At 44.1% G+C, this 19795-nt stretch carries 22 protein-coding genes and 1 pseudogene; 12 read left to right on the forward strand and 11 right to left on the reverse strand.

From position 1 onward, the window contains the following. Positions 1 to 180: 180 nt before the first annotated feature. Together QT973_RS25625 and leuS are read left to right on the forward strand one after the other, a co-directional pair. The gene (locus tag QT973_RS25625; RefSeq protein ID WP_333392481.1) at positions 181 to 501 is read left to right on the forward strand and encodes a hypothetical protein; all 321 of its coding nucleotides are present in this window, start codon (positions 181 to 183) and stop codon (positions 499 to 501) included. A gap of 368 nt (positions 502 to 869) precedes the next feature. Beyond that, positions 870 to 3425: a leucine--tRNA ligase gene (gene leuS / locus QT973_RS25630; RefSeq protein ID WP_333372712.1), complete on the forward strand. Its 2556-nt coding sequence runs from the start codon at positions 870 to 872 to the stop codon at positions 3423 to 3425. An 82-nt stretch (positions 3426 to 3507) separates the two neighbouring features. On the opposite strand, the gene QT973_RS25635 is transcribed toward leuS, so the two are convergent. Next, positions 3508 to 4311 carry a helix-turn-helix domain-containing protein gene (locus tag QT973_RS25635; RefSeq protein WP_333055626.1) on the reverse strand — a complete coding sequence of 268 codons (804 nt, stop codon included), beginning with the start codon at positions 4309 to 4311 and terminating at the stop codon, positions 3508 to 3510. 171 nt (positions 4312 to 4482) lie between these two features. Between QT973_RS25635 and QT973_RS25640 the strand changes: the two genes are divergently transcribed. Beyond that, positions 4483 to 5487: a site-specific DNA-methyltransferase gene (locus QT973_RS25640; protein ID WP_333055627.1), complete on the forward strand. Its 1005-nt coding sequence runs from the start codon at positions 4483 to 4485 to the stop codon at positions 5485 to 5487. 101 nt (positions 5488 to 5588) lie between these two features. Here QT973_RS25640 and QT973_RS25645 read toward each other — a convergent pair whose 3' ends face one another. Continuing rightward, positions 5589 to 6398 (reverse strand): SAM-dependent chlorinase/fluorinase, encoded by an 810-nt coding sequence (locus QT973_RS25645; RefSeq protein WP_333372716.1) that lies wholly within the window; start codon positions 6396 to 6398, stop codon positions 5589 to 5591. Positions 6399 to 6416: 18 nt separating this feature from the next. Between QT973_RS25645 and QT973_RS25650 the strand changes: the two genes are divergently transcribed. Continuing rightward, positions 6417 to 7265: a DUF3598 family protein gene (locus QT973_RS25650; RefSeq protein WP_333392483.1), complete on the forward strand. Its 849-nt coding sequence runs from the start codon at positions 6417 to 6419 to the stop codon at positions 7263 to 7265. A gap of 200 nt (positions 7266 to 7465) precedes the next feature. Here QT973_RS25650 and QT973_RS25655 read toward each other — a convergent pair whose 3' ends face one another. From QT973_RS25655 to QT973_RS25665, 3 genes are all read right to left on the reverse strand, one after another. Further along, positions 7466 to 8143, reverse strand: coding sequence for a GIY-YIG nuclease family protein (locus QT973_RS25655; RefSeq protein ID WP_333055630.1), 678 nt, complete (start codon positions 8141 to 8143; stop codon positions 7466 to 7468). Positions 8144 to 8285: 142 nt separating this feature from the next. Next, the gene (locus QT973_RS25660) at positions 8286 to 9149 is read right to left on the reverse strand and encodes an aldo/keto reductase (protein ID WP_333055631.1); all 864 of its coding nucleotides are present in this window, start codon (positions 9147 to 9149) and stop codon (positions 8286 to 8288) included. Positions 9150 to 9373: 224 nt separating this feature from the next. Beyond that, positions 9374 to 10168, reverse strand: coding sequence for an ABC transporter permease (locus QT973_RS25665; protein ID WP_445242994.1), 795 nt, complete (start codon positions 10166 to 10168; stop codon positions 9374 to 9376). 447 nt (positions 10169 to 10615) lie between these two features. Between QT973_RS25665 and QT973_RS25670 the strand changes: the two genes are divergently transcribed. Then, positions 10616 to 11689: a radical SAM protein gene (locus QT973_RS25670; protein WP_333055632.1), complete on the forward strand. Its 1074-nt coding sequence runs from the start codon at positions 10616 to 10618 to the stop codon at positions 11687 to 11689. Positions 11690 to 11720: 31 nt separating this feature from the next. Here QT973_RS25670 and QT973_RS25675 read toward each other — a convergent pair whose 3' ends face one another. From QT973_RS25675 to QT973_RS25685, 3 genes are read right to left on the reverse strand one after another with little or no spacing between them, the layout of a single operon-like run. After that, positions 11721 to 12059, reverse strand: coding sequence for a hypothetical protein (locus QT973_RS25675; RefSeq protein WP_333210724.1), 339 nt, complete (start codon positions 12057 to 12059; stop codon positions 11721 to 11723). Positions 12060 to 12080: 21 nt separating this feature from the next. Beyond that, complete coding sequence (locus QT973_RS25680; RefSeq protein WP_333210727.1) at positions 12081 to 12377, reverse strand: type II toxin-antitoxin system RelE/ParE family toxin; 297 nt, start codon at positions 12375 to 12377, stop codon at positions 12081 to 12083. After that, the gene (locus QT973_RS25685; RefSeq protein WP_333210729.1) at positions 12374 to 12664 is read right to left on the reverse strand and encodes a hypothetical protein; all 291 of its coding nucleotides are present in this window, start codon (positions 12662 to 12664) and stop codon (positions 12374 to 12376) included. The genes QT973_RS25680 and QT973_RS25685 overlap by 4 nt, the downstream gene beginning before the upstream one ends. Positions 12665 to 12975: 311 nt before the next feature. On the opposite strand from QT973_RS25685, the pseudogene QT973_RS27130 reads away from it, so the two are divergent. From QT973_RS27130 to QT973_RS25700, 4 genes and pseudogenes are all read left to right on the forward strand, one after another. After that, a pseudogene (locus QT973_RS27130) lies at positions 12976 to 13077 on the forward strand (DUF4160 domain-containing protein); the annotation flags it as partial. Positions 13078 to 13090: 13 nt separating this feature from the next. Further along, positions 13091 to 13225, forward strand: a complete 135-nt coding sequence (locus QT973_RS27135) for a DUF4160 domain-containing protein (RefSeq protein WP_333291193.1) — start codon at positions 13091 to 13093, stop codon at positions 13223 to 13225. A 13-nt stretch (positions 13226 to 13238) separates the two neighbouring features. Beyond that, positions 13239 to 13535 (forward strand): DUF2442 domain-containing protein, encoded by a 297-nt coding sequence (locus QT973_RS25695; protein WP_333210733.1) that lies wholly within the window; start codon positions 13239 to 13241, stop codon positions 13533 to 13535. 19 nt (positions 13536 to 13554) lie between these two features. Next, positions 13555 to 13812, forward strand: coding sequence for an endonuclease domain-containing protein (locus QT973_RS25700; protein ID WP_333210744.1), 258 nt, complete (start codon positions 13555 to 13557; stop codon positions 13810 to 13812). Between the two features lie 102 nt (positions 13813 to 13914). Here QT973_RS25700 and QT973_RS25705 read toward each other — a convergent pair whose 3' ends face one another. Beyond that, complete coding sequence (locus QT973_RS25705; protein WP_293330773.1) at positions 13915 to 14124, reverse strand: hypothetical protein; 210 nt, start codon at positions 14122 to 14124, stop codon at positions 13915 to 13917. A gap of 195 nt (positions 14125 to 14319) precedes the next feature. Between QT973_RS25705 and QT973_RS25710 the strand changes: the two genes are divergently transcribed. After that, positions 14320 to 14736 (forward strand): element excision factor XisH family protein, encoded by a 417-nt coding sequence (locus QT973_RS25710; protein WP_096829196.1) that lies wholly within the window; start codon positions 14320 to 14322, stop codon positions 14734 to 14736. After that, complete coding sequence (locus QT973_RS25715; protein ID WP_333260790.1) at positions 14724 to 15059, forward strand: XisI protein; 336 nt, start codon at positions 14724 to 14726, stop codon at positions 15057 to 15059. Before QT973_RS25710 ends, QT973_RS25715 begins: the two co-directional genes overlap by 13 nt. 219 nt (positions 15060 to 15278) lie before the next feature. Here QT973_RS25715 and QT973_RS25720 read toward each other — a convergent pair whose 3' ends face one another. Both QT973_RS25720 and QT973_RS25725 read right to left on the reverse strand, forming a co-directional pair. Next, entirely contained in the window at positions 15279 to 15629 is a 351-nt protein-coding gene (locus QT973_RS25720) for a hypothetical protein (protein WP_333392487.1), read from the reverse strand. Continuing rightward, on the reverse strand, positions 15620 to 18925 hold the full coding sequence (locus tag QT973_RS25725) for a S8 family serine peptidase (RefSeq protein WP_333392488.1): 3306 nt from the start codon (positions 18923 to 18925) through the stop codon (positions 15620 to 15622). The genes QT973_RS25720 and QT973_RS25725 overlap by 10 nt, the downstream gene beginning before the upstream one ends. A 49-nt stretch (positions 18926 to 18974) precedes the next feature. Here QT973_RS25725 and QT973_RS25730 point away from each other — a divergent pair, with 49 nt between their 5' ends. Beyond that, positions 18975 to 19232 (forward strand): hypothetical protein, encoded by a 258-nt coding sequence (locus QT973_RS25730; RefSeq protein WP_333260786.1) that lies wholly within the window; start codon positions 18975 to 18977, stop codon positions 19230 to 19232. Positions 19233 to 19795: the final 563 nt, after the last annotated feature.

Consider the following 19795-nt stretch of genomic DNA (forward strand, 5'->3'; position numbering starts at 1 on the left):
CAATCATGAGTTAGCTCTAGCCGATTAAAATTAAAACTTCTGATTATAACATATATCTTTTTTGCAAGAGGTCTATTTTACCAGCGTCATGGAGTTGAGGAGTATTACGTTTACGATCCCGAAAGAAATGAATTAGAAGGCTGGCAAAGAATTGAGGGAATCTTAGAAGTAATTGAGCCGATGGAGGGATGGATAAGTCCGAGATTAGGTGTGCGATTTGAGTTGGGAGAAGATGGCTTAGAAATTTATCGGCCTGATGGAGAAAAGTTTCTTTCCTATGCAGAATTAGAAGAACAGCGGGCATTAGCTCGCCAGCGCCTACAACAAGCAGATCAAAGGGCTCAACAAGCAGATCAAAGGGCTCAACAAGCAGATCAAAGGGCTCAACAAGAAGCTCAAAGAGCCGAACAAGAAGCTCAAAGAGCCGAACAAGCAGAGCAAAAGTCTGATCGTTTAGCCGCTAAACTGCGCGAATTGAACATCGACCCAGATAGCATTTAAGCCCGAATAAATGCTAAGAAACCCGATTTATCTCAGAAATCGGGTTTCTGGGGATTGCGGTTATTTATTCTTTTATGACTTACGCATCAAGACCAAAGAAACCGGGTTTTTGCGGTTTTTGCCGACTGTAACGAATTATTCTCAGGTAAAAACCCGGTTTCTGACCGCCCGTGCGTAAGGCTTATTCTTTTCAGGGCGAACCGGGATATTTGGTCGATCGCCCCCCAGCTCAAATTACCTATACTACAATATATAATACAGATATTCGAGCCAAAATCCTTGGCGCTCAGAAAAATCAGAATCGAAGCCCCTTGAATGTGTAAAAATACTGAAGCAAACATTACTAAAGCCTACACGGAGCAATTGTTGTGGATTCCAGATATAACCCCCAATCCATAGAAGAAAAATGGCAGCAGACATGGGCTGAGCAAAACTTAGACCAGATGCCAGAAGATACCCAAAAGCCTAAATTTTATGCCTTATCCATGTTCCCCTACCCGTCGGGAAACCTGCACATGGGCCACGTCCGCAACTACACAATTATTGATGTAATTGCCAGACTCAAGCGAATGCAAGGTTATCGGGTATTGAATCCGATGGGATGGGACGCTTTTGGTTTACCCGCAGAAAATGCCGCCATCGAGCGCGGAATTCCCCCGGCAAAATGGACGTATGAAAATATTGCCCAAATGAAAGGCTTATTTCGCCGTCTCGGCATCTCCTTTGATTGGACAAAAGAAGTTACAACTTGTTCTCCCGATTATTATCGGTGGACTCAATGGATTTTCTTACAATTTTTAGAAGCAGGATTAGCATATCAAAAAGAAGCGGCAGTTAATTGGGACCCCATAGATCAAACAGTCTTAGCAAACGAACAAGTAGATAACGAAGGTCGTTCCTGGCGTTCCGGTGCCAAAGTCGAGCGCAAATTATTGCGGCAGTGGTTCCTCAAAATTACCGATTACGCCGAACAGTTATTAAACGACTTAGACAAATTGCCAGATTGGCCAGAAAGAGTCAAATTAATGCAAGCCAACTGGATCGGCAAATCAGTCGGCGCTTACTTAGAATTTCCGATTGTCGGCATGGATGAAAAAATCGCCGTTTTCACCACACGTCCCGATACAGTTTACGGCGTCAGTTACGTTGTTTTAGCGCCGGAACATCCACTAACTCAGCGCGTGACAACCGCAGACAGAAAAGCGGCCGTAGAAACCTTCATCAAAGAAGTCGCCGCCCAAAGCGAGATCGATCGCACAGCCGAAGACAAACCAAAGCGTGGCATCCCCACAGGCGGCAAAGCAATCAATCCTTTCAACGGCGAAGAAATTCCCATTTGGATAGCCGATTATGTGCTGTACGAATACGGCACCGGCGCAGTCATGGGAGTACCAGCCCACGACACGCGAGATTTCAAATTTGCCAATCAATATCAACTGCCAATTAAAGTAGTAATTGTGGATGATGATGAGCTGCCATTGACCGAAGCTTACACCGAACCAGGAATTATGATTAATTCCGAAAGCTTCAACGGCATGGATTCAATTAAAGGCAAAGCAGCGATTATTCACCATGCCGAAAATTCCGGTTATGGCAAAGCCCGCATCCAATACCGATTGAGAGATTGGTTAATTTCTAGACAGCGTTATTGGGGCGCTCCAATTCCCGTAATTCACTGTCCCACCTGCGGAACAGTCCCCGTACCCGCATCGGATTTGCCAGTATTGTTGCCGGAAAATGTACAATTTACTGGCAAAGGTTCGCCCTTGGCAAAGATGGAAGAATGGGTAAACGTTCCTTGTCCGAGTTGCGGCACTGCGGCGAAGCGGGAAACAGATACGATGGATACTTTTATCGATTCTTCGTGGTATTTCTTGCGCTATCCCGATGCTCAAAATCAAGAGCAAATCTTCGATACTGCGAAGACAAATGATTGGATGCCAGTAGACCAATATGTCGGCGGCATCGAACACGCAATCTTGCACTTGCTGTATTCGCGGTTCTTTACCAAGGTTTTGCGCGATCGGGGTTTGATCAATTGTGACGAACCATTTAAACGCCTGTTAACTCAGGGCATGGTGCAAGCAATGGCCTATAAAAATCCTGTTACTGGCAAATACGTTCCCCCAGCAGATATAGACCCCGCCAATCCCAAAGATCCTCAAACTGGCGAAGCTTTGGAAGTCTTCTACGAGAAGATGTCCAAATCAAAATACAATGGCGTTGACCCCTTGCAAGTTATGGGCAAATATGGGGTAGATACAGCGCGGATGTTTATTTTATTCAAAGCGCCCCCAGAGAAGGATTTGGAGTGGGACGACGCTGATGTGGAAGGGCAATTTCGCTTTTTAAATCGCGTTTGGCGCGTGGTTACAGAGTTTGGTTCACCCCCCCCAGCCCCCCCTTGCGAAGGGGGGGAGAAAGAGGTTTTAAGTAAACCTGAGAAGGATTTGCGGCGGGCGATTCACACTGCAATTAAGGAAGTGAGCGACGATTTGGAGGGCGATTATCAGTTCAATACTGCTGTTTCGGAAATGATGAAACTCAGCAATGCTTTGAATGATGCTAAATGTAAAGATTCGCCAATTTATGCAGAAGGAATTAACACTTTGATTCGCTTGTTAGCGCCTTTTGCGCCGCATATTGCTGATGAATTGTGGCACAATACTGGTAACAGTGAATCGGTGCATACGCAAACTTGGCCGACTGTCGATCCATCTGCATTAGTTACCGATGAAATTACGCTGGTAATTCAAGTTATGGGCAAGACTCGCGGCACAATTCAAGTGCCTTCAGGTGCGGATAAAGCTGCTTTGGAAAAGTTTGCTCGCGAGTCGGAATTGGCTAAGCGTCACCTGGAAGGTAAGGAGATTAAAAAGGTAATTGTGGTGCCTGGAAAGTTGGTGAATTTCGTGGTAGCTTGAGTGTAAAAGTCGCTACCTGTAGGCAACGTATCGTTTCTAGACAAACACAACCTAATCCCCTTTAAACACTATCGGGCAACTATTATTTACTGTAAGAGTAGACAAGTTGCCCTTTTTTTACTAGCTTTAAGGGAATTTTAGGATTGTTTAGCGGCTCGTTTCTTAGCCTCACCTTTTCTTCCCATTCTTTAAATTTAGGTTCCAGCATTTCCGGTGTAAGTTTATAAATCTCTTTGAGAGTTATGCCTTCATACAGTCCAATATACCAAGCTTCTACTCTGCGATACTTGTTAAGTATAATTTCATTCAAATGATGGTGAGTAGTGACCCCACCGCTTCTATTGAGAGCAATATTTATTGTTTTAAGTTCGTATTCTTTTCCTTCAGCATCAATAGCATCGTTTCCTTCACGTCCAGGTGATATCCGCAACCCTAAAAGGATTAATAACTGTAAAGTCTTTCCCCCGTTATCTTGAAAAATATCCGCAATACCATATTCACTAGCCAGATTTTGCAATTCTTGGATGCTTTTCATAGCATTTTCTAGCCGTTTAGCATCTGAAATGCGTTCTGCTTCCGTGGTAACAGCCTCTTCAACAGGCTCTACAACTGACGGAGAAACTGGTTCAGCTATTAGGGTGCTAATGAGAGCTGTACTCTCGCCGCTTTGGCTAAAACTGATTAAATAAGTAGCGGGTACATCGAGCGCTTCAGCTAGAGCGAAAATAACTTCAAAGGATGGCGATCTTTCACCGCGTTCCAATAAGCTGATATAGTCAGTAGTCTTGTCTATGAGTTCTGCTAACTCGTCCTGTGTCATCCTTTTTTCTCTGCGTAACTGACTTACCTTGGCCGCAAATTGTTGTCTGGCTTCTTTGTAATTCATACCCCTCACAATTCATAAAAACGAACTGAAAGTTCGTTTTTTGAATGGTACGAAGAATTTACACACAAAACAACGTACTGAAAGTACGGATTTAGTAAGACTGAGAGTACGGATTTTGATATAATGACAGTAGGCTGTGTCTGTTGTACCTTAAACTAATCTAAATTAAGCATGAGTAACATTTTGCCCGCCCCAATTTACACCACCCAATACGGTCAATCTTATTTGGGAGATTCTCTTCATCTCCTGAATAGTCTTGCTAGCAATTCTGTAGATTTGGTGATTACATCCCCTCCTTTTGCATTGCAACGCCAAAAGAGTTATGGAAATGAAGATCAAGATTTATATGTTGATTGGCTGCTGGGCTTTGCTCCTGAAATTAAAAGAGTTCTTAAGGATACTGGAAGTTTTGTTATAGACCTTGGAGGTGCTTATCAGAAAGGAATACCTGTACGGTCGCTGTATAATTACCGGGTACTTATTAGATTATGTGACGAATATGAATTTAAACTTGCTCAGGAATTTTTCTGGTTTAATCCTTCAAAACTTCCATCTCCTATAGAGTGGGTGAATAAAAAGAAAATCCGGGCAAAAGATTCTGTGAATACTGTTTGGTGGCTTTCCAAAACCAATCAACCTCAAGCGAATATTACTAAAGTCAAAGTAGAGTATTCTGAGAGAATGAAAAAACTTTTGAAAAATGCTGATGAATTTTACACGCCCAAAGAACGTCCTTCCGGTCACAATATTAGCGATCGATTTTCCAAAGATAATGGAGGTGCTATTCCATCTAATTTGCTAGAAATTTCTAATTCGGAAAGTAATTCTCAATACTTGCGTTGGTGCAAAGAGTTTAATGTTAAGGCGCATCCGGCACGTTTTCCCCAAAGATTACCGTCATTTTTTATAAATTTTCTTACTGAACCGGGAGACTTGGTAGTAGATATTTTTTCGGGTTCTAATACTACGGGTTATGCAGCAGAACAATTATCAAGAAACTGGATAAGCTGTGAAAAAGAAAAACAATATGTTGCTGCATCAATATTTAGATTTTTGCCTCAAGAATCTTTTGGGGAAGCGGATACAATATACAACCAATTGTTAACTGAGGAAGCATCAGGAGTGATTTTACCTCAAAATAGGCTCCTTTTTGAAGTTAATAATTATTGTTGTTAATTTGGCTAAATAGTCAAATTCTTATTCAGATATTAAACAGTATATTGAAATCGCTTCTACACGAACCAATTTCCAGCAGAGAGAAACTGAAAAAGATGGTTTTAATTGTTTGTGTCAAAAAGCAATTGCACGATCGCTCCGCATTCCAATTTTAATACTGATTGAGCGCTGCCGCCATTAACGGCAATTTCTACCCAACCGTCAGAACCAGTTATGGCAATTAAATCGCCCGGTTCGCTGTCGCTGTAGGTTTTACCGCTGGGGATGCGAATTGCATCAGAACTATTGCTAATTGTCAATGACCAATTGTTACCTATAATGCAATTATTCGGGATATTAGTAATTAGGTTGCCGAAGCGATCGACATATTGAATGCAGCCTTCTATACCTGTGGCTGTAACGGCACAATTTGGTATCTCTAACTGCACTAAACTCGCAGGGTCGATCGCCTCTCCCAAGTCTTCCAAAGCCACCCCGTTGGCCAAGTGAGCGCCCGCTGCTGCAAAAATATCGCGACCGTGAAAAGTGCTGCTGGGTTGAGGCGATCGCCAGTATTTGGGGTTGGTGAGCTCGACAGATGCGATCGCACTTTCCCGACTCAACACCCCGCTAAACAACCCGTTATCCGGCCCGACAAGCCAGCAATTAGCACATTTAATCGCAACCGGGCGTCTCTTGCTTCCCACACCCGGATCGACGACAGCAACGTGTACGGTTTCCGGCGGAAAATAAGCAAAAGCAGTCATCAAACAAAACCTCGCGGCCGCAATATTTTGAGATGGTATTTGGTGCGTAATGTCAATAACTTTGAGTTGGGGGTTAATTTGGGCGATCGTACCTTTCATCACTCCCACATAAACATCGCTTAATCCAAAATCCGTCAGTAGAGTTATAATTCTATTTTTAGACATATATCCAAAGGTAAGAATATGGTAGCGCAGTGGGAAAACTTTCTGCAAAACTTGGGAGAATGGCACGGTTCCTTCACTCAGCTATCAACGCGAGGAGAGGTACTTCAAGATACTCCTAGCATTATTTCTCTCGAAGGTTTCAATGACAACAAAAATGTGCGATTGAAACTCCGTCGGTTTTCCCCAAATCCCAGCGGTGTCGGCGAACCGGAAGTGAACGAACTTGTTCGAGAATATCAGGGTTTGGGACGGGATATCTTGTTTTTTGAGAATGGAGCTTTTTGTCAGGGAACTATTCAACTAGCGCCTTATTCTGAGTGCGGTGCCGAGTTTGGTTTTATCTACAATTATCGCCGGTTGCGCTTCGTTCAGCTCTACAATACCGACGGCTATTTATCAACACTTACCTTAATTCGGGAAAAGCAGCTTGATAAAAATGTCCCCGAACGTCCGCCTTTAACTGTTGAGGCTTTGCTGGGAGAGTGGCAGGGCGAGGCCGTGACAATGTATCCAGATTCGCGTTCTCCTGATTCCTATTCTACCAATTTACAATTGCATTTGGAAAGTGGCGATCGCCTAATTCAAAAAATTACTTTTGGCAGTAATGGTACTGTTATCAGTTCTAGCGCCACCATTGACGGTTCTGTATTAAATTTTAACGAAGGTGCTTCGTCGGTGCAAGTTGTGCTGCTTCCTGACGGCGGTTCTTGCACTCTCCCTGTCAAGATTGAATCCAGAAAACCTATATTTTTCGAGGCTGGTTGGTTGGTAGAAACTGACTTGCGGTTTCGGATGATTCGCAGTTACGATGAGCGGGGTGAATGGGTAAGTTTGACTTTAGTTACTGAACGAAAAGTTAGTCATTAATTTTGTAGGGGCGGGTTCACCAACAATTTTTAATTCCCTCCCAAATATTAATAAACCCGGCCCCACCCAACCAATAAATTCTGATTGCGGAAAAGGTTTGTCGGTATCTCGGATGGGTGGGGCGGGTTGCTTAATTCTGCTATTTGATGATATAAACTTTGGCGAACCCGCCCCTACCAATCTGGGTATTTTCGCGAATGTTATTCGCCGGACTTTGTTTCCTGGGTTTGCGAGTGAATCACCGCACTCCAATCATCATTGTTAACAGCCGCTTCCAAATCCTTAGCCTGTTCGCCGTCATTTTTGGCTGCTGTTTCTAACTCTTTGGTAAGAGTGGAATCTGCCATTGCTTTCCGCAATTTCAGTTTCTTTTCCTCATAAGCTTTTTGTTCCTCAGCAGACATAGCAGCGCGCGCTGCTTGGCCTACCGTAGCCGCCCACATTTCGCTTTCAGCACCGTTTCCAGGTGGAAGGCTGCCAATTTCTGCTATCCAAGCATCCCGCAAACTTTCCATTTCTTCCCGCTTCGGGAATTTGAAAGTTTGCACGCGCAGGAAAGCGCAATTTTCGACGCCGTTTTGGGCGATGTGACCGTTGATTGAAAGCAGGATATTTCGCGAATAACCGATAAACTGAGTATTGCGGGAAATATCCATTACAGCGTAAACGCCGGCGACTTTCGCGTTAGTTGCCAAATCGCGCCACGTATCGATCGACATTACTTGCGTGCCGTCATTTTCTAATTCAGAAATAGCGGCTGCTGCGCTGTGTTCTGAGTCGGAACTGTATAAAAAGTTGTGGAGTCCTTCATGGGCGACAGGTACGTTTTGATGTTCAATTGCTACATCTCGATCGGCATTCACTTGATTAGCTTCCATTAAATTCAATTCCTCAAAAAATGTCAACTTTACTCATTAAATCCCACTTTCAGGGGCGGGTTTTTCAACCCACCCCACAATTAAGTTCTCTTTGTGGAACAGGCATCTTGCCTGTTCTATTGTTTTTTTTGCCCTTACCTACTTAACTTACGGCAATTTGTTGCAATTCCTCGTCAGTCAATTTAACTTCGAGCGCCTGCACAGAGTCCTCAATACTCGATACTTTGGTCGCACCGGGAATCGGAACTATGCAGGGCGATTTTGCCATCAACCAAGCTAATACTATACAGTAAACAGAAACGTTTTTTTCTGCGGCTAATTTGGCGATCGCGGGCATATCTTGCAAGCTTGTGGCGCGGCGGCTTCCTCCTAAAGGACTCCAGGGAAAAAATGTCAGTTTTTCTGTTTCGCAATATTCCAGAACGCCGTCTGATTCGGGCTGTCTGTGCCAAGGATTATATTGATTCTGCACGGAGACAATTTCTACTGTATCGCGGGCACGTTTGATCTGCTCTACAGAAAAGTTGGAAACTCCAATAAATCGAATCATTCCTGCTTCTACTGCTTCTTTTGCAGGTGCTAGGGCTTCCTCGATGGTATAAGCGGGATCGGGTGAGTGATATTGCCAAAGGTCGATCGGTTCCTTGCCGCCCAATGCTTCAAAACTTTCGCGAATTGTCTTGCGTAAATGGTGGGGGTTGCCGTTCCGCGTCCAAGCACCTTGAGGCCGCATTAAGCCGCCTTTAGTGGCAACAGTAACGGCCCTAACATCTCCGCTATACTGTTCCAAAGCTTTGGCAATCAGGTGCTCGTTGTGGTGTTTGTCGGATTGATCTTGGCAGTAGGAATCTGCGGTGTCAATAAGGGTGACACCCAAATCGAGGGCGCGGTGGATTACCGCAATTGATTGATCTTCGGGCGGCCTGCCGCTTAAGGACATTGGCATACCTCCAAGACCGATCGCGCTGATAGTAAAATTACTGTTACCCAGTTTTTTTCTTTTCATTGGTTTCCCTTCGTTTGCGTGGTTTAGTTCCAGTTTACATTTCCAGGATAAGTTGAAATCTTACATTTATTTAACTATCTAAGTAAATAGAAACAAATATTTTTTAGATAAGCTGTTTTGCCTGGAAAATTTATATTTCAATTCCCTATTCCCCCGTGTCAAATCCTCTCCCTCTCAAACCTAATAGACACTCTAGATGTGCTGCTGCTTACCTACCAGCTTAACTAGCTGGAAGCGCTGGTGTAAAAGCGGAGTGCAAATTGCCAGAAGTAGCGGGAGAACAATAACAGCCCGATCGCCAATATTCCCGCCCCTGCGATCCAAACGATTTCACCTCTCCCCAGCATGGCTTCTGCTGGCACAGTCGTCAAGAAGGCAACGGGAACTACGAAAGTGAAGAAAAATCGATAAGCAGCAGGATAAGCTGCCATGGGAAATCTACCCGCTTCTAACAATCCTTCGAGAACTTCGGTAACATTGTAAATTTTCACAAACCAAATGCTGGTTGCCCCTAACATAAACCATATACTGTAAAGAGTAATAGTTCCGAAGAACAGCGGTATTGCTGTTAAAAAATAGTTGCCGATTGCTACTCCCAATTTGTTGGCAGCATACAGCAACAATACGGTGCCCAAGATTAAATCTGGGATTCCCCAAGGCGAAACTGTGTTTGCAGATAGCCAGAATTGGGAACTGATGGGTTTGAGGAGTACGAAATCGAGAGTACCTTGCTGGACTCGATCGACAATACGGCTGAGATTAGGTGCTAGAAACGTTGACGAAAACCCCTGCAAAATCGTGAAAATGCCGAGTACAACTAAGGCCTCTTCCCATTTCCAACCCGAAAACGTGTAGCCAGTACGATAGAACAAAAATAGCCCAAACAAGCTGCCCGCAAGATTTCCGAGGCTGCTGATGGCCGCGAGGACAAAGTTGATTCGGTATTCTAGTTCCGCTGCGATCGCCGCACCCCAGAACAATTTCAGTACGTGCAAATATCGTCCCATGTTTGTCGCCATTTTTTGCCGGGTAAATACTTAAATTCCCATATTGTAAAGCTTGTGTGAAGTTAGCTGCTGTACAGGCTGCTCATTTGACTATAACAATAAATTATTGATACTGCTTACTTAAGTAGTTCTACTGAGAAAAAGTGTTAAGTTATTTAACCAATTTTAAACACAAATTACAATTATTAATCAAAGTCAATCTTAAGCTCATATACTTTGGCAATTTTTAAGCCAACTTCATTTTTTCACAGAAAATATCGACTTAGTGATTAAAAATACTAATATGTTACAAGCCTTAATATTATAAATATTTGACAAACATCTAGCCATACCCAAACGGAACACTTAGGATGGGGCATACGTACTCAAAAGGAATACGTAATCAGTAATGCGTAATTATACGCACAAAAAAGGGATCGAGGAATTGACCTAGCTAACAACACGTAAGGAAAAAAAGACATGGATGCTTTAACATTATCGAGACTGGGCGTCAAGCACACCAAGAGTGCAGTAGCCGAATCGCTGCGGATCAATACAGGATACGACGTGACAAGCCCAGTCACTTTTTACGGGATTGTCAACGAGCGCTGCAATGTAAAATGCCGGCAGTGCGAGTATTGGCGGCTCAAAGAATATAAAGACGAAATGACGATCGAAGAATGGCAAAATGCCCTCTTGAGCGTCAAAGAATTTGTGGGCGAATTTTCAATCAACTTTAGTGGCGGCGAACCTTATATTAAAAAAGGTTTTCTAGACTTACTTGCCTTTGCGAATAAAAATGGCATTCACGCCGGCGTCACCACCAACGGCTATTGCATGACCAGGGAAAACGCAGCCAAAACTGTCGCTGCTCGTCCTTTTAATGTGAATATGTCCGTTGACGGGCCGAATGCAGAACTGCACGATTATTTGCGGGGTCAACCGGGATTGTTCGACAGACTTTCTAAAGGAATCGGTTATCTGCGCGAAGAACAAGAAAAACAGAACGTCCTGTTTCCCATCAACGTCAAACCGACAATGAACCGACTGAATTTCCGCCACCTCCCGGAAATAGTCACCTGGGCTCAGGGAATTGGGGCGACGACGGTGAACTTCCAACCGGTCAACCGCTGGACGCCAGAAACCTACGAGGAATTGTGGATTGAAAAAGAAGACATGGAGGAATTTGCACAAGTAATCGAGCGGCTAATTGAAATGAAGAAGAACGGCGCTCCGATTATGAACAGCGATGAAGTGTTGCGATTGATGATTCCTCACTTTGCCGAAGAAAAAGCTCCTGATTCAACTCGTCCTTGTCGCGTTGGACTGCGAAATTACTGGATTGATACGCGCGGCGATGTGAAATTGTGCGATGAGTTTCCGGTGATTGGTAATGTGAAAAACGCCAGTGCCCGCGAGATTTGGTACGGCGAAAAAGCTCAAGAAGTCCGCCGCGATACTTTGAATTGCGGCAAGCTTTGTCTGATTACTTGTGTCTCACAAAAGACGATTTTGGACAAAGTGAAAATGGGGATGAAGTTATTAAAGAATTGAGGTTTGAGCAGTGTTAATATCGCTTGTACTCCTAGTAGCCGGGTTTGATCAGAAACCCGGTTTTTTGTTTATTTGTCTTCGTTATTGCTGTCGATTTCCATTTGTTCTCGATCGCGCTCTTCCTGCTCTTGTTCCTTTTGCTTGTATAATTCATTTGTTCGCGATCGCGCTGACGTTCCCTCTCTTGCTGCTCCCGGTTCAATTCCACCTGTTCGATTTCCACCATCCCGCAAATTGTGGATGTTGTCTGCTGGAAAAAATCTTGATTGGCAATCAGGTAGTTTAAGTATTTTTCAATATCCCTTTCCATTCCCAAAAGAGCGATCGACCTTTCTATGCCAAAAAGAGCGATCGACCTTCCCAGACACAAGAGCGATCGTATTGCTTTTACTCAATCAGTATTGAAAACATCCTGCAAGTTACGATAACCACTAATAACGCGCCAAATCTCAATACCATCACCAACTATTTGATAAAAAATGATGTATCCCATCAATGGCACACCACGTAAACTGGGAGAAAATTGTGAATACGATCGCCCCAAATATGGAAACTGTGCAATCTGCTGACATTTTTTACCAAATCCTTCCACAAAGCGCTCTCCCGCATCCACACTTTGCGCCAAAAAGTAATCGGAAATTTCGGATAAATCTCGACTCGCTTCGATCGTAATAAGCAAGCGATTCATGCTCTTAATTCTCTGGCTTTTTTGACTTTATCTCTAAGTTGAGCTAATACATCGTCTGCATTGAGCAACTCACCCCGTTGTGCTTGTTCTCGTGCTATATCGATTTTCTTCCCTGTTTCTTGTACCCACGCTAAATAGTTTGGGCTGTTGCCGTCATCGGATAAAGTAACATCATCGATTAATAACAGCAAGGCTGTGTTAATTGCTTCTTCAAGGGAGGGATATTGACCGTGCTTTACTAAAGCTTCAAGGACTTGGGTTTGCTCTTGGCTCAAGGTGATTTGCATTGTTACCTCGGATGGGGGCAAGGGTTGGACAATACTTCTACTGTATCGTATTTTATTACAAAAATGTGTGAAGCGAAGCTATCCCGTAGGGAATCGCTCTTGACTGTGGTCGATAGAAAAAGGCGATCGCCCGCGCATTGAGAAATAGAAATAAAGGGATCTCGACCTTTCCATACTAAAAGAGCGATCGACCTTTCCCAGCCAAAAAGGGATCTCGCTCTAGTTGTCGAGTAGACATGGTTTGGGATAAACTAATATTGTCTCCTTGGCTCGGCTATAATAGTCCTCGTATCATTCTTTAAAGAACCTTTATGCCAGAAGTTGCACGATTTTACGGAATAATCATCAAAATTTTCTTTGGGGATCACCCACCTCCTCATTTTCACGCAGTTTACGGTGAGTACAACGCTTTGATCGGTATTGAGTATGCGAGAAATTATAGAAGGAGATTTACCGAATCGGGCCCAAAAGCTGGTAATAGAATGGGCTACGTTGTACCAGAAAGAACTGCTGGATATGTGGAATAGCCAAGAATTTAGTAAACTTCCACCATTAAAATAACTCCGATCTGTTTATGAAACCTGAACGCATTGTTTCTGCTAAAGCTATTGACGATCGCACATTGATGGTTAAGTTTACCAATCTAGAATTTAAAAAATACGACATCTCTAAGTTATTAGAGAATCCGATGTTTATGACCTTAAGTAATCCTGTGTTTTTCAGAAATTTTACAGTTGAACCTGGTGGTTATGCACTGGTTTGGAATGATGAGATAGATATCAGTGAATATGAACTTTTGCAGAATGGAATTAGTTGCACAGAGGAGGAAATTGAGCGATATATTGAATCTATTCATCATGTTGCTCGCTGAGAAATAATGCCCGATTCTTCTGAGCGATCGCCCTTTCGATGCCAAAAGGGCGATCGACAATTTTATTGTAGACTTTTATTGTGCGGCTTTACTGTTAGTAATTGAGATTGATGGGGAGAGTCATTTTACGGAACAAGGGAAACTATATGATGCAGAAAGAACCGGGATTTTAGAGGGGTATGGATTGAAGGTTGTCAGGTTTACGAATGTTGAGGTGTTGCAGAGTTTTGAGGGGGTTTGTGGGGAGTTGTTGGGTTTGATTGAGGGTGATTTTTGAGGCTTCTTCACCCTGGCGCCCCCCTTCTTAAGGGGGGGACATGAAGGGAGGAGAGTTGAATGGGTGGCCCGATGCGATCGAGGCGATCGCACTGTACGATCGCTAGTCGATTTTGGGCTTGCAATCGACAAAGGATAAAGCCTCTTCATCGAGATAACCTGCGATCGCCATTTCAATTACTGCCCAAACTGGATAATTCATTGTTTTAGCGCGCAGGGATAGTGCTTCACGAATGGTTTTGGGTAATCCTTCTAGAAAGATTTGTGCTAATTCCGGTGACAGATGTTCGGTGATAATAGGCTGAGTTTGCATAGAATTAGTCCCTCGCTGGAATTTTCACGTTATAGGGTGGGTTAACGGCTTGAATGATCAGGCTTTCTAATTCTGATGATAGCTGAATCCACGCTCGTAAAATCTAGCTGGTAAAGGGCGATGGCGAGATATTCAGTTTGTATTGCACTATTGCACCAGTGTATACTAGATTATAGGGGTGTTTTGAGCTAGTTTATGCCACGCCTAGATATCTACCATAATGTCGTTAAAGCTGCTCTCATTAAAGACGGCTGGACAATTACTCACGATCCTTTCACTATTAGATTTGAAGACTTGACTGTTTACGCGGATCTAGGAGCCGAAAAATTAATTGCCGCCGAGAGGAGTGAGCGAAAAATTGCTGTTGAGGTGAAGGTATTTATCAGTCCTTCCCCAGTGACCGATCTCGAACGAGCCGTTGGACAATACTATCTGTATTCGAGTTTTATGGCGCGGCTGGAGCCCGATCGTACTCTATACCTTGCCATTCCGAAACGCACTTATGAAAACTTTTTTCAGCGTCCGTCGATTCAGGAATTTGTTAAAGAACGACAATTCCCTTTGATTGTTTTCAATCCTGACTTAGAGGAGATTGTATTATGGAAAAGTTGACTCAGTATCGATCGATCGCGCGAGAAGTAATCGACGAATATGCCCGATACAAACCTAGTTTAGGGCAGAGCGATATGTCGGCAGTTTACGATATCGATCGCGACCATTATTTGCTGGTTAGTTTTGGATGGAATGGCGATCGGCGAGTTCACAGCACTATCCTGCATCTGCGAGTTTTAGAGGGCAAAATCTGGATAGAACGAGATGAAACTGAGGAGGGGGTGACTCAGGATTTGCTGGATAGAGGGGTTTTTCAAAAAGATATTGTGCTGGCTTTTTACCATTATGAAGACCGGAAGTTGACTGATTTTGCAATTGCTTGAGGTAAAGGACGATCGCCCTTAGTTGAGAAACAGGAATTAAGGGCGATCGCCCTTTTTGACTTATTCCAAAAGGGCGATCGCAGGTTTGGCATCTGGTATAGATGAAGGGCGATCGCGCTTCCCTGCAAAAATATTCGTAACCAAAAGGGCGATCGGGCAGACGTTGAGTTGAGGAGATTGATCGCCCTGTTTTGATAAACAGAAATAAATAAATCGCATTTAGGATTGAGGAGTCCCATTTGCAGACTCAACAGGTTTTAAAAACTGTTTTACCCTAGACAGCCATTCAACAATCCACTCTTCAGGAAATTTGGCTGACGCAACAGCTTCTACACCAGATTCTTCGTGAATATTGCTTATAAGGCACTCCCATTGTGCTGTCACGTCAGAAAGAATATCTCGTAGAAAATCTGCTTCAGTAGTTTCATCATCTTTACCTCCTCCTTCCATTAAGAACCAGTATTTTTCGTCAGACCAAGTTGCCATAGATTTACTGGTCAACTTGCTACTTGCTTCTCGCTCTAACAGATCCTTAAAATCTATAATCATTTGTTCAGATTCTACGGCCATCTTTCAATCTCCTTTCCAGTTTTAGGATCGATTTTGATATGTCCTATATCTTCAGGTGTTTTTGGATGAATAATAGTCACTCGATTTTGGGCATCATAGCTTTCATGCCAAGTCCGGATTGGTTTACCAGTCGCAGAATCAACTTCAGTAACTGTGCGAGCTCCCGCTGTTTTTCCAGGAGTTTTTGCTGGCATGAACTTCCCATAGTAACGAATGCGACCATTTTCTAACACTTTGAACGAATCATAATTTTTGACTCTCCGTGCATGGCTTGGAACGGAAGCCAGATCGATGACAACCTTACCAGCTTTGTTGATATACTTTCCACCTTTACCAACTAAAGCAGCAGCATCACCAACAAAAGGAAAAATAGCCATGCCTGATAAAGCAGCATTTTCCCAGGCTCCTTCTTTACCAAACAACCCTTCAATTCCGTACCAAACAGTGTCAATCCCATCTGGAATAGCACCCAAACCTGGAAAGAAACCTGCACCACCCAGAATAAAATGACCCACATCACTAAAGGAGTTGTACCCATCACTAAAGGAGTTGTACCAATTGTTATTACCTGTGCTTTCTGAAATGTTGCTAGCACTGGAAGCATTAGCAGAACTCGAAGTAGAGTTAGAGGAAATATTACCACTAAAACTATTGCTCGAACTGCTGCTACTAGAAGCATGGCTGGAGCCTGAACTATTAATGCTATTGGCAAAGTAAACTCCAGGTAAAGTCTTGGGTGGCTGGGTTTGAAACACAGGCTTTTTATTATTATTAACAGGCTGAGGATTGGGAGACGGGGAAGTTGGCGAAACCGATCGCCCTTTTGTCTCATAAACAGTCACTTGCTGACCATTCCAGATCATAATCGCCCGTTCAAACTCCTGACGGAAAACACCACCACCCTGATCCTGCATACCAGTAATAGCAGCCCCCACTTGCGGATACTGGCTAGCAGCATACAAGAACTTCTGACGCACATCATCTGTAGGACTCGATGCAATTGCAGGCTTTGTTGCCGCTCCCCAGATCAGACCGTTGCTAGAGACTGTACCGACAACAGTCACTCTAGCCGTGTTCGGGTCAATTGCTAGTTTCCGGCGATCGGAAGTATAAGCTGTCAGTTGGCCATTCTCCCAGCTCAAACCATACACTTCCAGCAAACCCAAATCGCCTATATAGCGCGAATTACCCGTCGCCAAATTGACAGCAACTAGGCGATCGTTCAACGAAGTATTAGGACTGCTAACCGTTGCTAAAATCTCATTAGCCCCGTTGAAAACCAAATCTCCACTGCTAGGCCCGCCCAAATTGCCAATCAAATTCATCTGACCATTATCAGGCGAAATCTGAAACAAATTGCCATTTCCCTGATCGGCCCCGTAGAGTCGGCCATCGGTCGAGAAAGTCAGAGAATTGAGAGTCCCCCCCGCCAACGGCCCGACATATCGTTCCGCACCCGTAGAGGGATTAATCTCATACAAACCATCATAGAAAGTACAGCCGTAAAGTTTGCCATTCGGAGCAACCGCCAAATCAGTAAAAGCGCGGCCTTGATAGATTGGATTTTGTGCACCCGTCGCCGTATTAACCTGCAATATCTGTCCGCTACTGGTAGACAGGTACACCGTATTAGCAGTTGGTTGCTGTGGAGGTTGTTGTGGGGGTTGCTGTGTCGGCGGAAGTAAAGACGGCTTACTTCCAGGATAGCCACCTGTCCAAGCACTCGGCACCCAATAAGTACCGCCGTTATATCGGAAGCGATACCACAAAGCATCCGGTTCCTTTGTCGTCAAATCGCTAAGCTGTTCGCCGTAAGTCCAGCCGTCAAAAGTTAGCGTATCACCAGTCTTAACAACAAAATTACTTCGATCGCTCGTATTCGGACTATTGCGAAGAGTAATCCCATTCGATGAAACCACCCAAGCAGTAAAGTTTTCATTGATAATATTGACAGCCCGTTCAGTCGGCGTGACAAGCCCCTCACCGCCCCAAGTCGTCGGTTTCAAGAAAGCTGTAGGATTATAAACTTCCGGCATCGTCTTCTTCGCCAAATCCACCGCCGCCAACGTATTCAAAAACCCAAAACCCGTCTCATCATCCCACCCAGACGGCCCCAAATCCCTCGCCGTAGACTTCAAAATCTCCATCACTTGGCGATAGTTCAAAGCAGGATTTGCCGCCCAAACCAAAGAAGCCGCCCCCGCAACTTTAGCAGTCGCCACCGAAGTCCCCGCCATCGTGCCCAAATCATTTCCCACAGTCGATAAACCGGGGTGTTCAGTTGTGCCCCCATCCGCCAAAATATCCAAACCGCGGCCATAACTAGAATAGTTCGATCGCCCGTTAATATCCCCAGCCCCAACAGTAAAAATATTGTCAAATTCCTGCGAAGCTTGACCCAAAACCGACATCACACCGCCGTCATTACCCGCCGCCACTACCAGCATTACCCCATTTTGCCGCGCATATTCGATCGCACTTCTTTCTGGCGGAGTCAACTCATAGCGCGTTTCCACAATCCCGTCAGCATTCTTCTGAGTCAAATCCAAACTGAGATTCGCGATCGCATTTTTCTGTCCAGAAGCCTTCGCAGCATCCACAAACTCTACCAAAGAATCAGCCCATCTCCCAGAATCGATCGCCCTTCCCACCCACTTCGGCGCAGTCTTATTAATCGCATCAATAATCCCCAACATAAAAGTACCGTGCTCGCTACCTTCCCCAGGCTTCAGCAACGGATTGTCATCCCCGCCCACATAATCGCGGCCCTTCTTAATATTCGCGTAATTCAAATAAGGACTATCCGCACTCACACCAGTATCAATACTCGCCACCAACGGCTGAGAAGCCAAAGGAGAATCTAGCAATTGACGGATTGCATTCGGATTGTTAGGATTCGGCGAATGCGGATCGACAGGAATTACAGCAACCGGCAAAGTCTCAAACGCACCGCCCGGATTGTAAGGAGTTTGAGTGGCAATCCCATCATGGTACAGACCCAGCGGGTCAAAATCAATCAGCGGCGGTAAATTGTTAGTTGGTGCTCCGTTCGGGTCGATCGGGCAAACACCGCTATCAGCGAAGAAATTAGGTAAATCTAAATCAGACAGCGACAAAGCACCCAATAACTGATGCAGCGCGTCGAAATCTTGCAGCAAACCCCCCACCCCCGCACTCGGAGTCACAATTTTTTCTAATATAAAAGTTTTTGGCCGTTTCCGGCTTTTCGCTGGCTTGGAATTACCAAAACCTTGAGCCTGTTTGCGTTTTTTGCCACCAAAATTTAGCCAGCCCATAACTTTTGCACCCTGATTAATATGAATTCGATCGCAAGAACTTAATTAAATGCCTTCAGACATTCAACCAAAATCCTTTGTTGACAAGGATTTTTCAATAATCGTCAAAAATTTCTGTTTATTTGAGAATTTACGCAAACTTAACAAAATTTCTGAATTGGCGATCGCTTTACATCTGCCGCGCTTAGCTAACGGTCAGGCGGGCGATCGGACAAATACTTTGTTAATGCTTAACTTCTATGATTTTTGCTTCTTCACACGATTATCATACACCCAAGTTCTATTTGCGATCGTAAAGTTTGTGTAACCTTTTTTGGATAGCAATCCCCGCCTCAACCAGAAACATCCGCTACACGCTCGTTTCCCACGCAATGACAGGTAAAAAATGCGTAATTCCTAAAATAGTTAGAATTTACACTTGCTTTTTTTCTAATTTCTGATAATATGAACACCAAGGTGAAATTTGGATTAAAGCCTAAAGCCCAAACAAATATCACTAAAGCTTCTTCACAAAATACTTCAATACTTCCATGCTTCCTTAAAACAGGGGCAAATTTCGCCTTGAAACTTTCCGTTTCCAGAAAGACTTAGGGCGGCTCGAAAATCTCAAAAACCCAGCGGAGAAAACATACAAACACAATTGGGCGATCGATTCTAAACAACTCAATAAAAACACCCACTTTAAGTTAAAACTCTTGTCCCCCCCTTCTTAAGGGGGGCTAGGGGGGATCGAGTTTCGGCCTAAAATGCGTAATTCCTAAATTAGTGAAAACTCTTGTCCCCCCCTTAAGAAGGGGGCTAGGGGGGATCGAGTTTCGGCCTAAAACCCACTGTCTCTCTGCTTGATCCGAAAGTCTAGATCCCCCTAAA

It is taken from the genome of Microcoleus sp. Z1_A1 (assembly GCF_036700305.1).
In the GTDB taxonomy this organism is placed as follows: Bacteria; Cyanobacteriota; Cyanobacteriia; order Cyanobacteriales; family Microcoleaceae; genus Microcoleus.

Excerpts from the sequence above, each read along its gene's own strand:
- QT973_RS25695 (WP_333210733.1), top strand. The coding sequence starts at position 13,239 with ATGAAACCTGAACGCATTGTTTCTGCTAAAGCTATTGACGATCGCACA.
- QT973_RS27135 (WP_333291193.1), top strand. The coding sequence starts at position 13,091 with ATGCGAGAAATTATAGAAGGAGATTTACCGAATCGGGCCCAAAAGCTG.
- QT973_RS25655 (WP_333055630.1), bottom strand. The coding sequence starts at position 8,143 with ATGGAAGCTAATCAAGTGAATGCCGATCGAGATGTAGCAATTGAACAT.
- QT973_RS25680 (WP_333210727.1), bottom strand. The coding sequence starts at position 12,377 with ATGAATCGCTTGCTTATTACGATCGAAGCGAGTCGAGATTTATCCGAA.
- QT973_RS25625 (WP_333392481.1), top strand. The coding sequence starts at position 181 with ATGGAGGGATGGATAAGTCCGAGATTAGGTGTGCGATTTGAGTTGGGA.
- QT973_RS25730 (WP_333260786.1), top strand. The coding sequence starts at position 18,975 with ATGCCTTCAGACATTCAACCAAAATCCTTTGTTGACAAGGATTTTTCA.
- QT973_RS25715 (WP_333260790.1), top strand. The coding sequence starts at position 14,724 with ATGGAAAAGTTGACTCAGTATCGATCGATCGCGCGAGAAGTAATCGAC.
- QT973_RS25670 (WP_333055632.1), top strand. The coding sequence starts at position 10,616 with ATGGATGCTTTAACATTATCGAGACTGGGCGTCAAGCACACCAAGAGT.
- QT973_RS25720 (WP_333392487.1), bottom strand. The coding sequence starts at position 15,629 with ATGGCCGTAGAATCTGAACAAATGATTATAGATTTTAAGGATCTGTTA.
- QT973_RS25645 (WP_333372716.1), bottom strand. The coding sequence starts at position 6,398 with ATGTCTAAAAATAGAATTATAACTCTACTGACGGATTTTGGATTAAGC.
- QT973_RS25725 (WP_333392488.1), bottom strand. The coding sequence starts at position 18,925 with ATGGGCTGGCTAAATTTTGGTGGCAAAAAACGCAAACAGGCTCAAGGT.
- QT973_RS25665 (WP_445242994.1), bottom strand. The coding sequence starts at position 10,168 with ATGGCGACAAACATGGGACGATATTTGCACGTACTGAAATTGTTCTGG.
- QT973_RS25650 (WP_333392483.1), top strand. The coding sequence starts at position 6,417 with ATGGTAGCGCAGTGGGAAAACTTTCTGCAAAACTTGGGAGAATGGCAC.
- QT973_RS25640 (WP_333055627.1), top strand. The coding sequence starts at position 4,483 with ATGAGTAACATTTTGCCCGCCCCAATTTACACCACCCAATACGGTCAA.
- QT973_RS25705 (WP_293330773.1), bottom strand. The coding sequence starts at position 14,124 with ATGCAAACTCAGCCTATTATCACCGAACATCTGTCACCGGAATTAGCA.
- QT973_RS25660 (WP_333055631.1), bottom strand. The coding sequence starts at position 9,149 with ATGAAAAGAAAAAAACTGGGTAACAGTAATTTTACTATCAGCGCGATC.
- QT973_RS25710 (WP_096829196.1), top strand. The coding sequence starts at position 14,320 with ATGCCACGCCTAGATATCTACCATAATGTCGTTAAAGCTGCTCTCATT.
- QT973_RS25685 (WP_333210729.1), bottom strand. The coding sequence starts at position 12,664 with ATGCAAATCACCTTGAGCCAAGAGCAAACCCAAGTCCTTGAAGCTTTA.
- QT973_RS25635 (WP_333055626.1), bottom strand. The coding sequence starts at position 4,311 with ATGAATTACAAAGAAGCCAGACAACAATTTGCGGCCAAGGTAAGTCAG.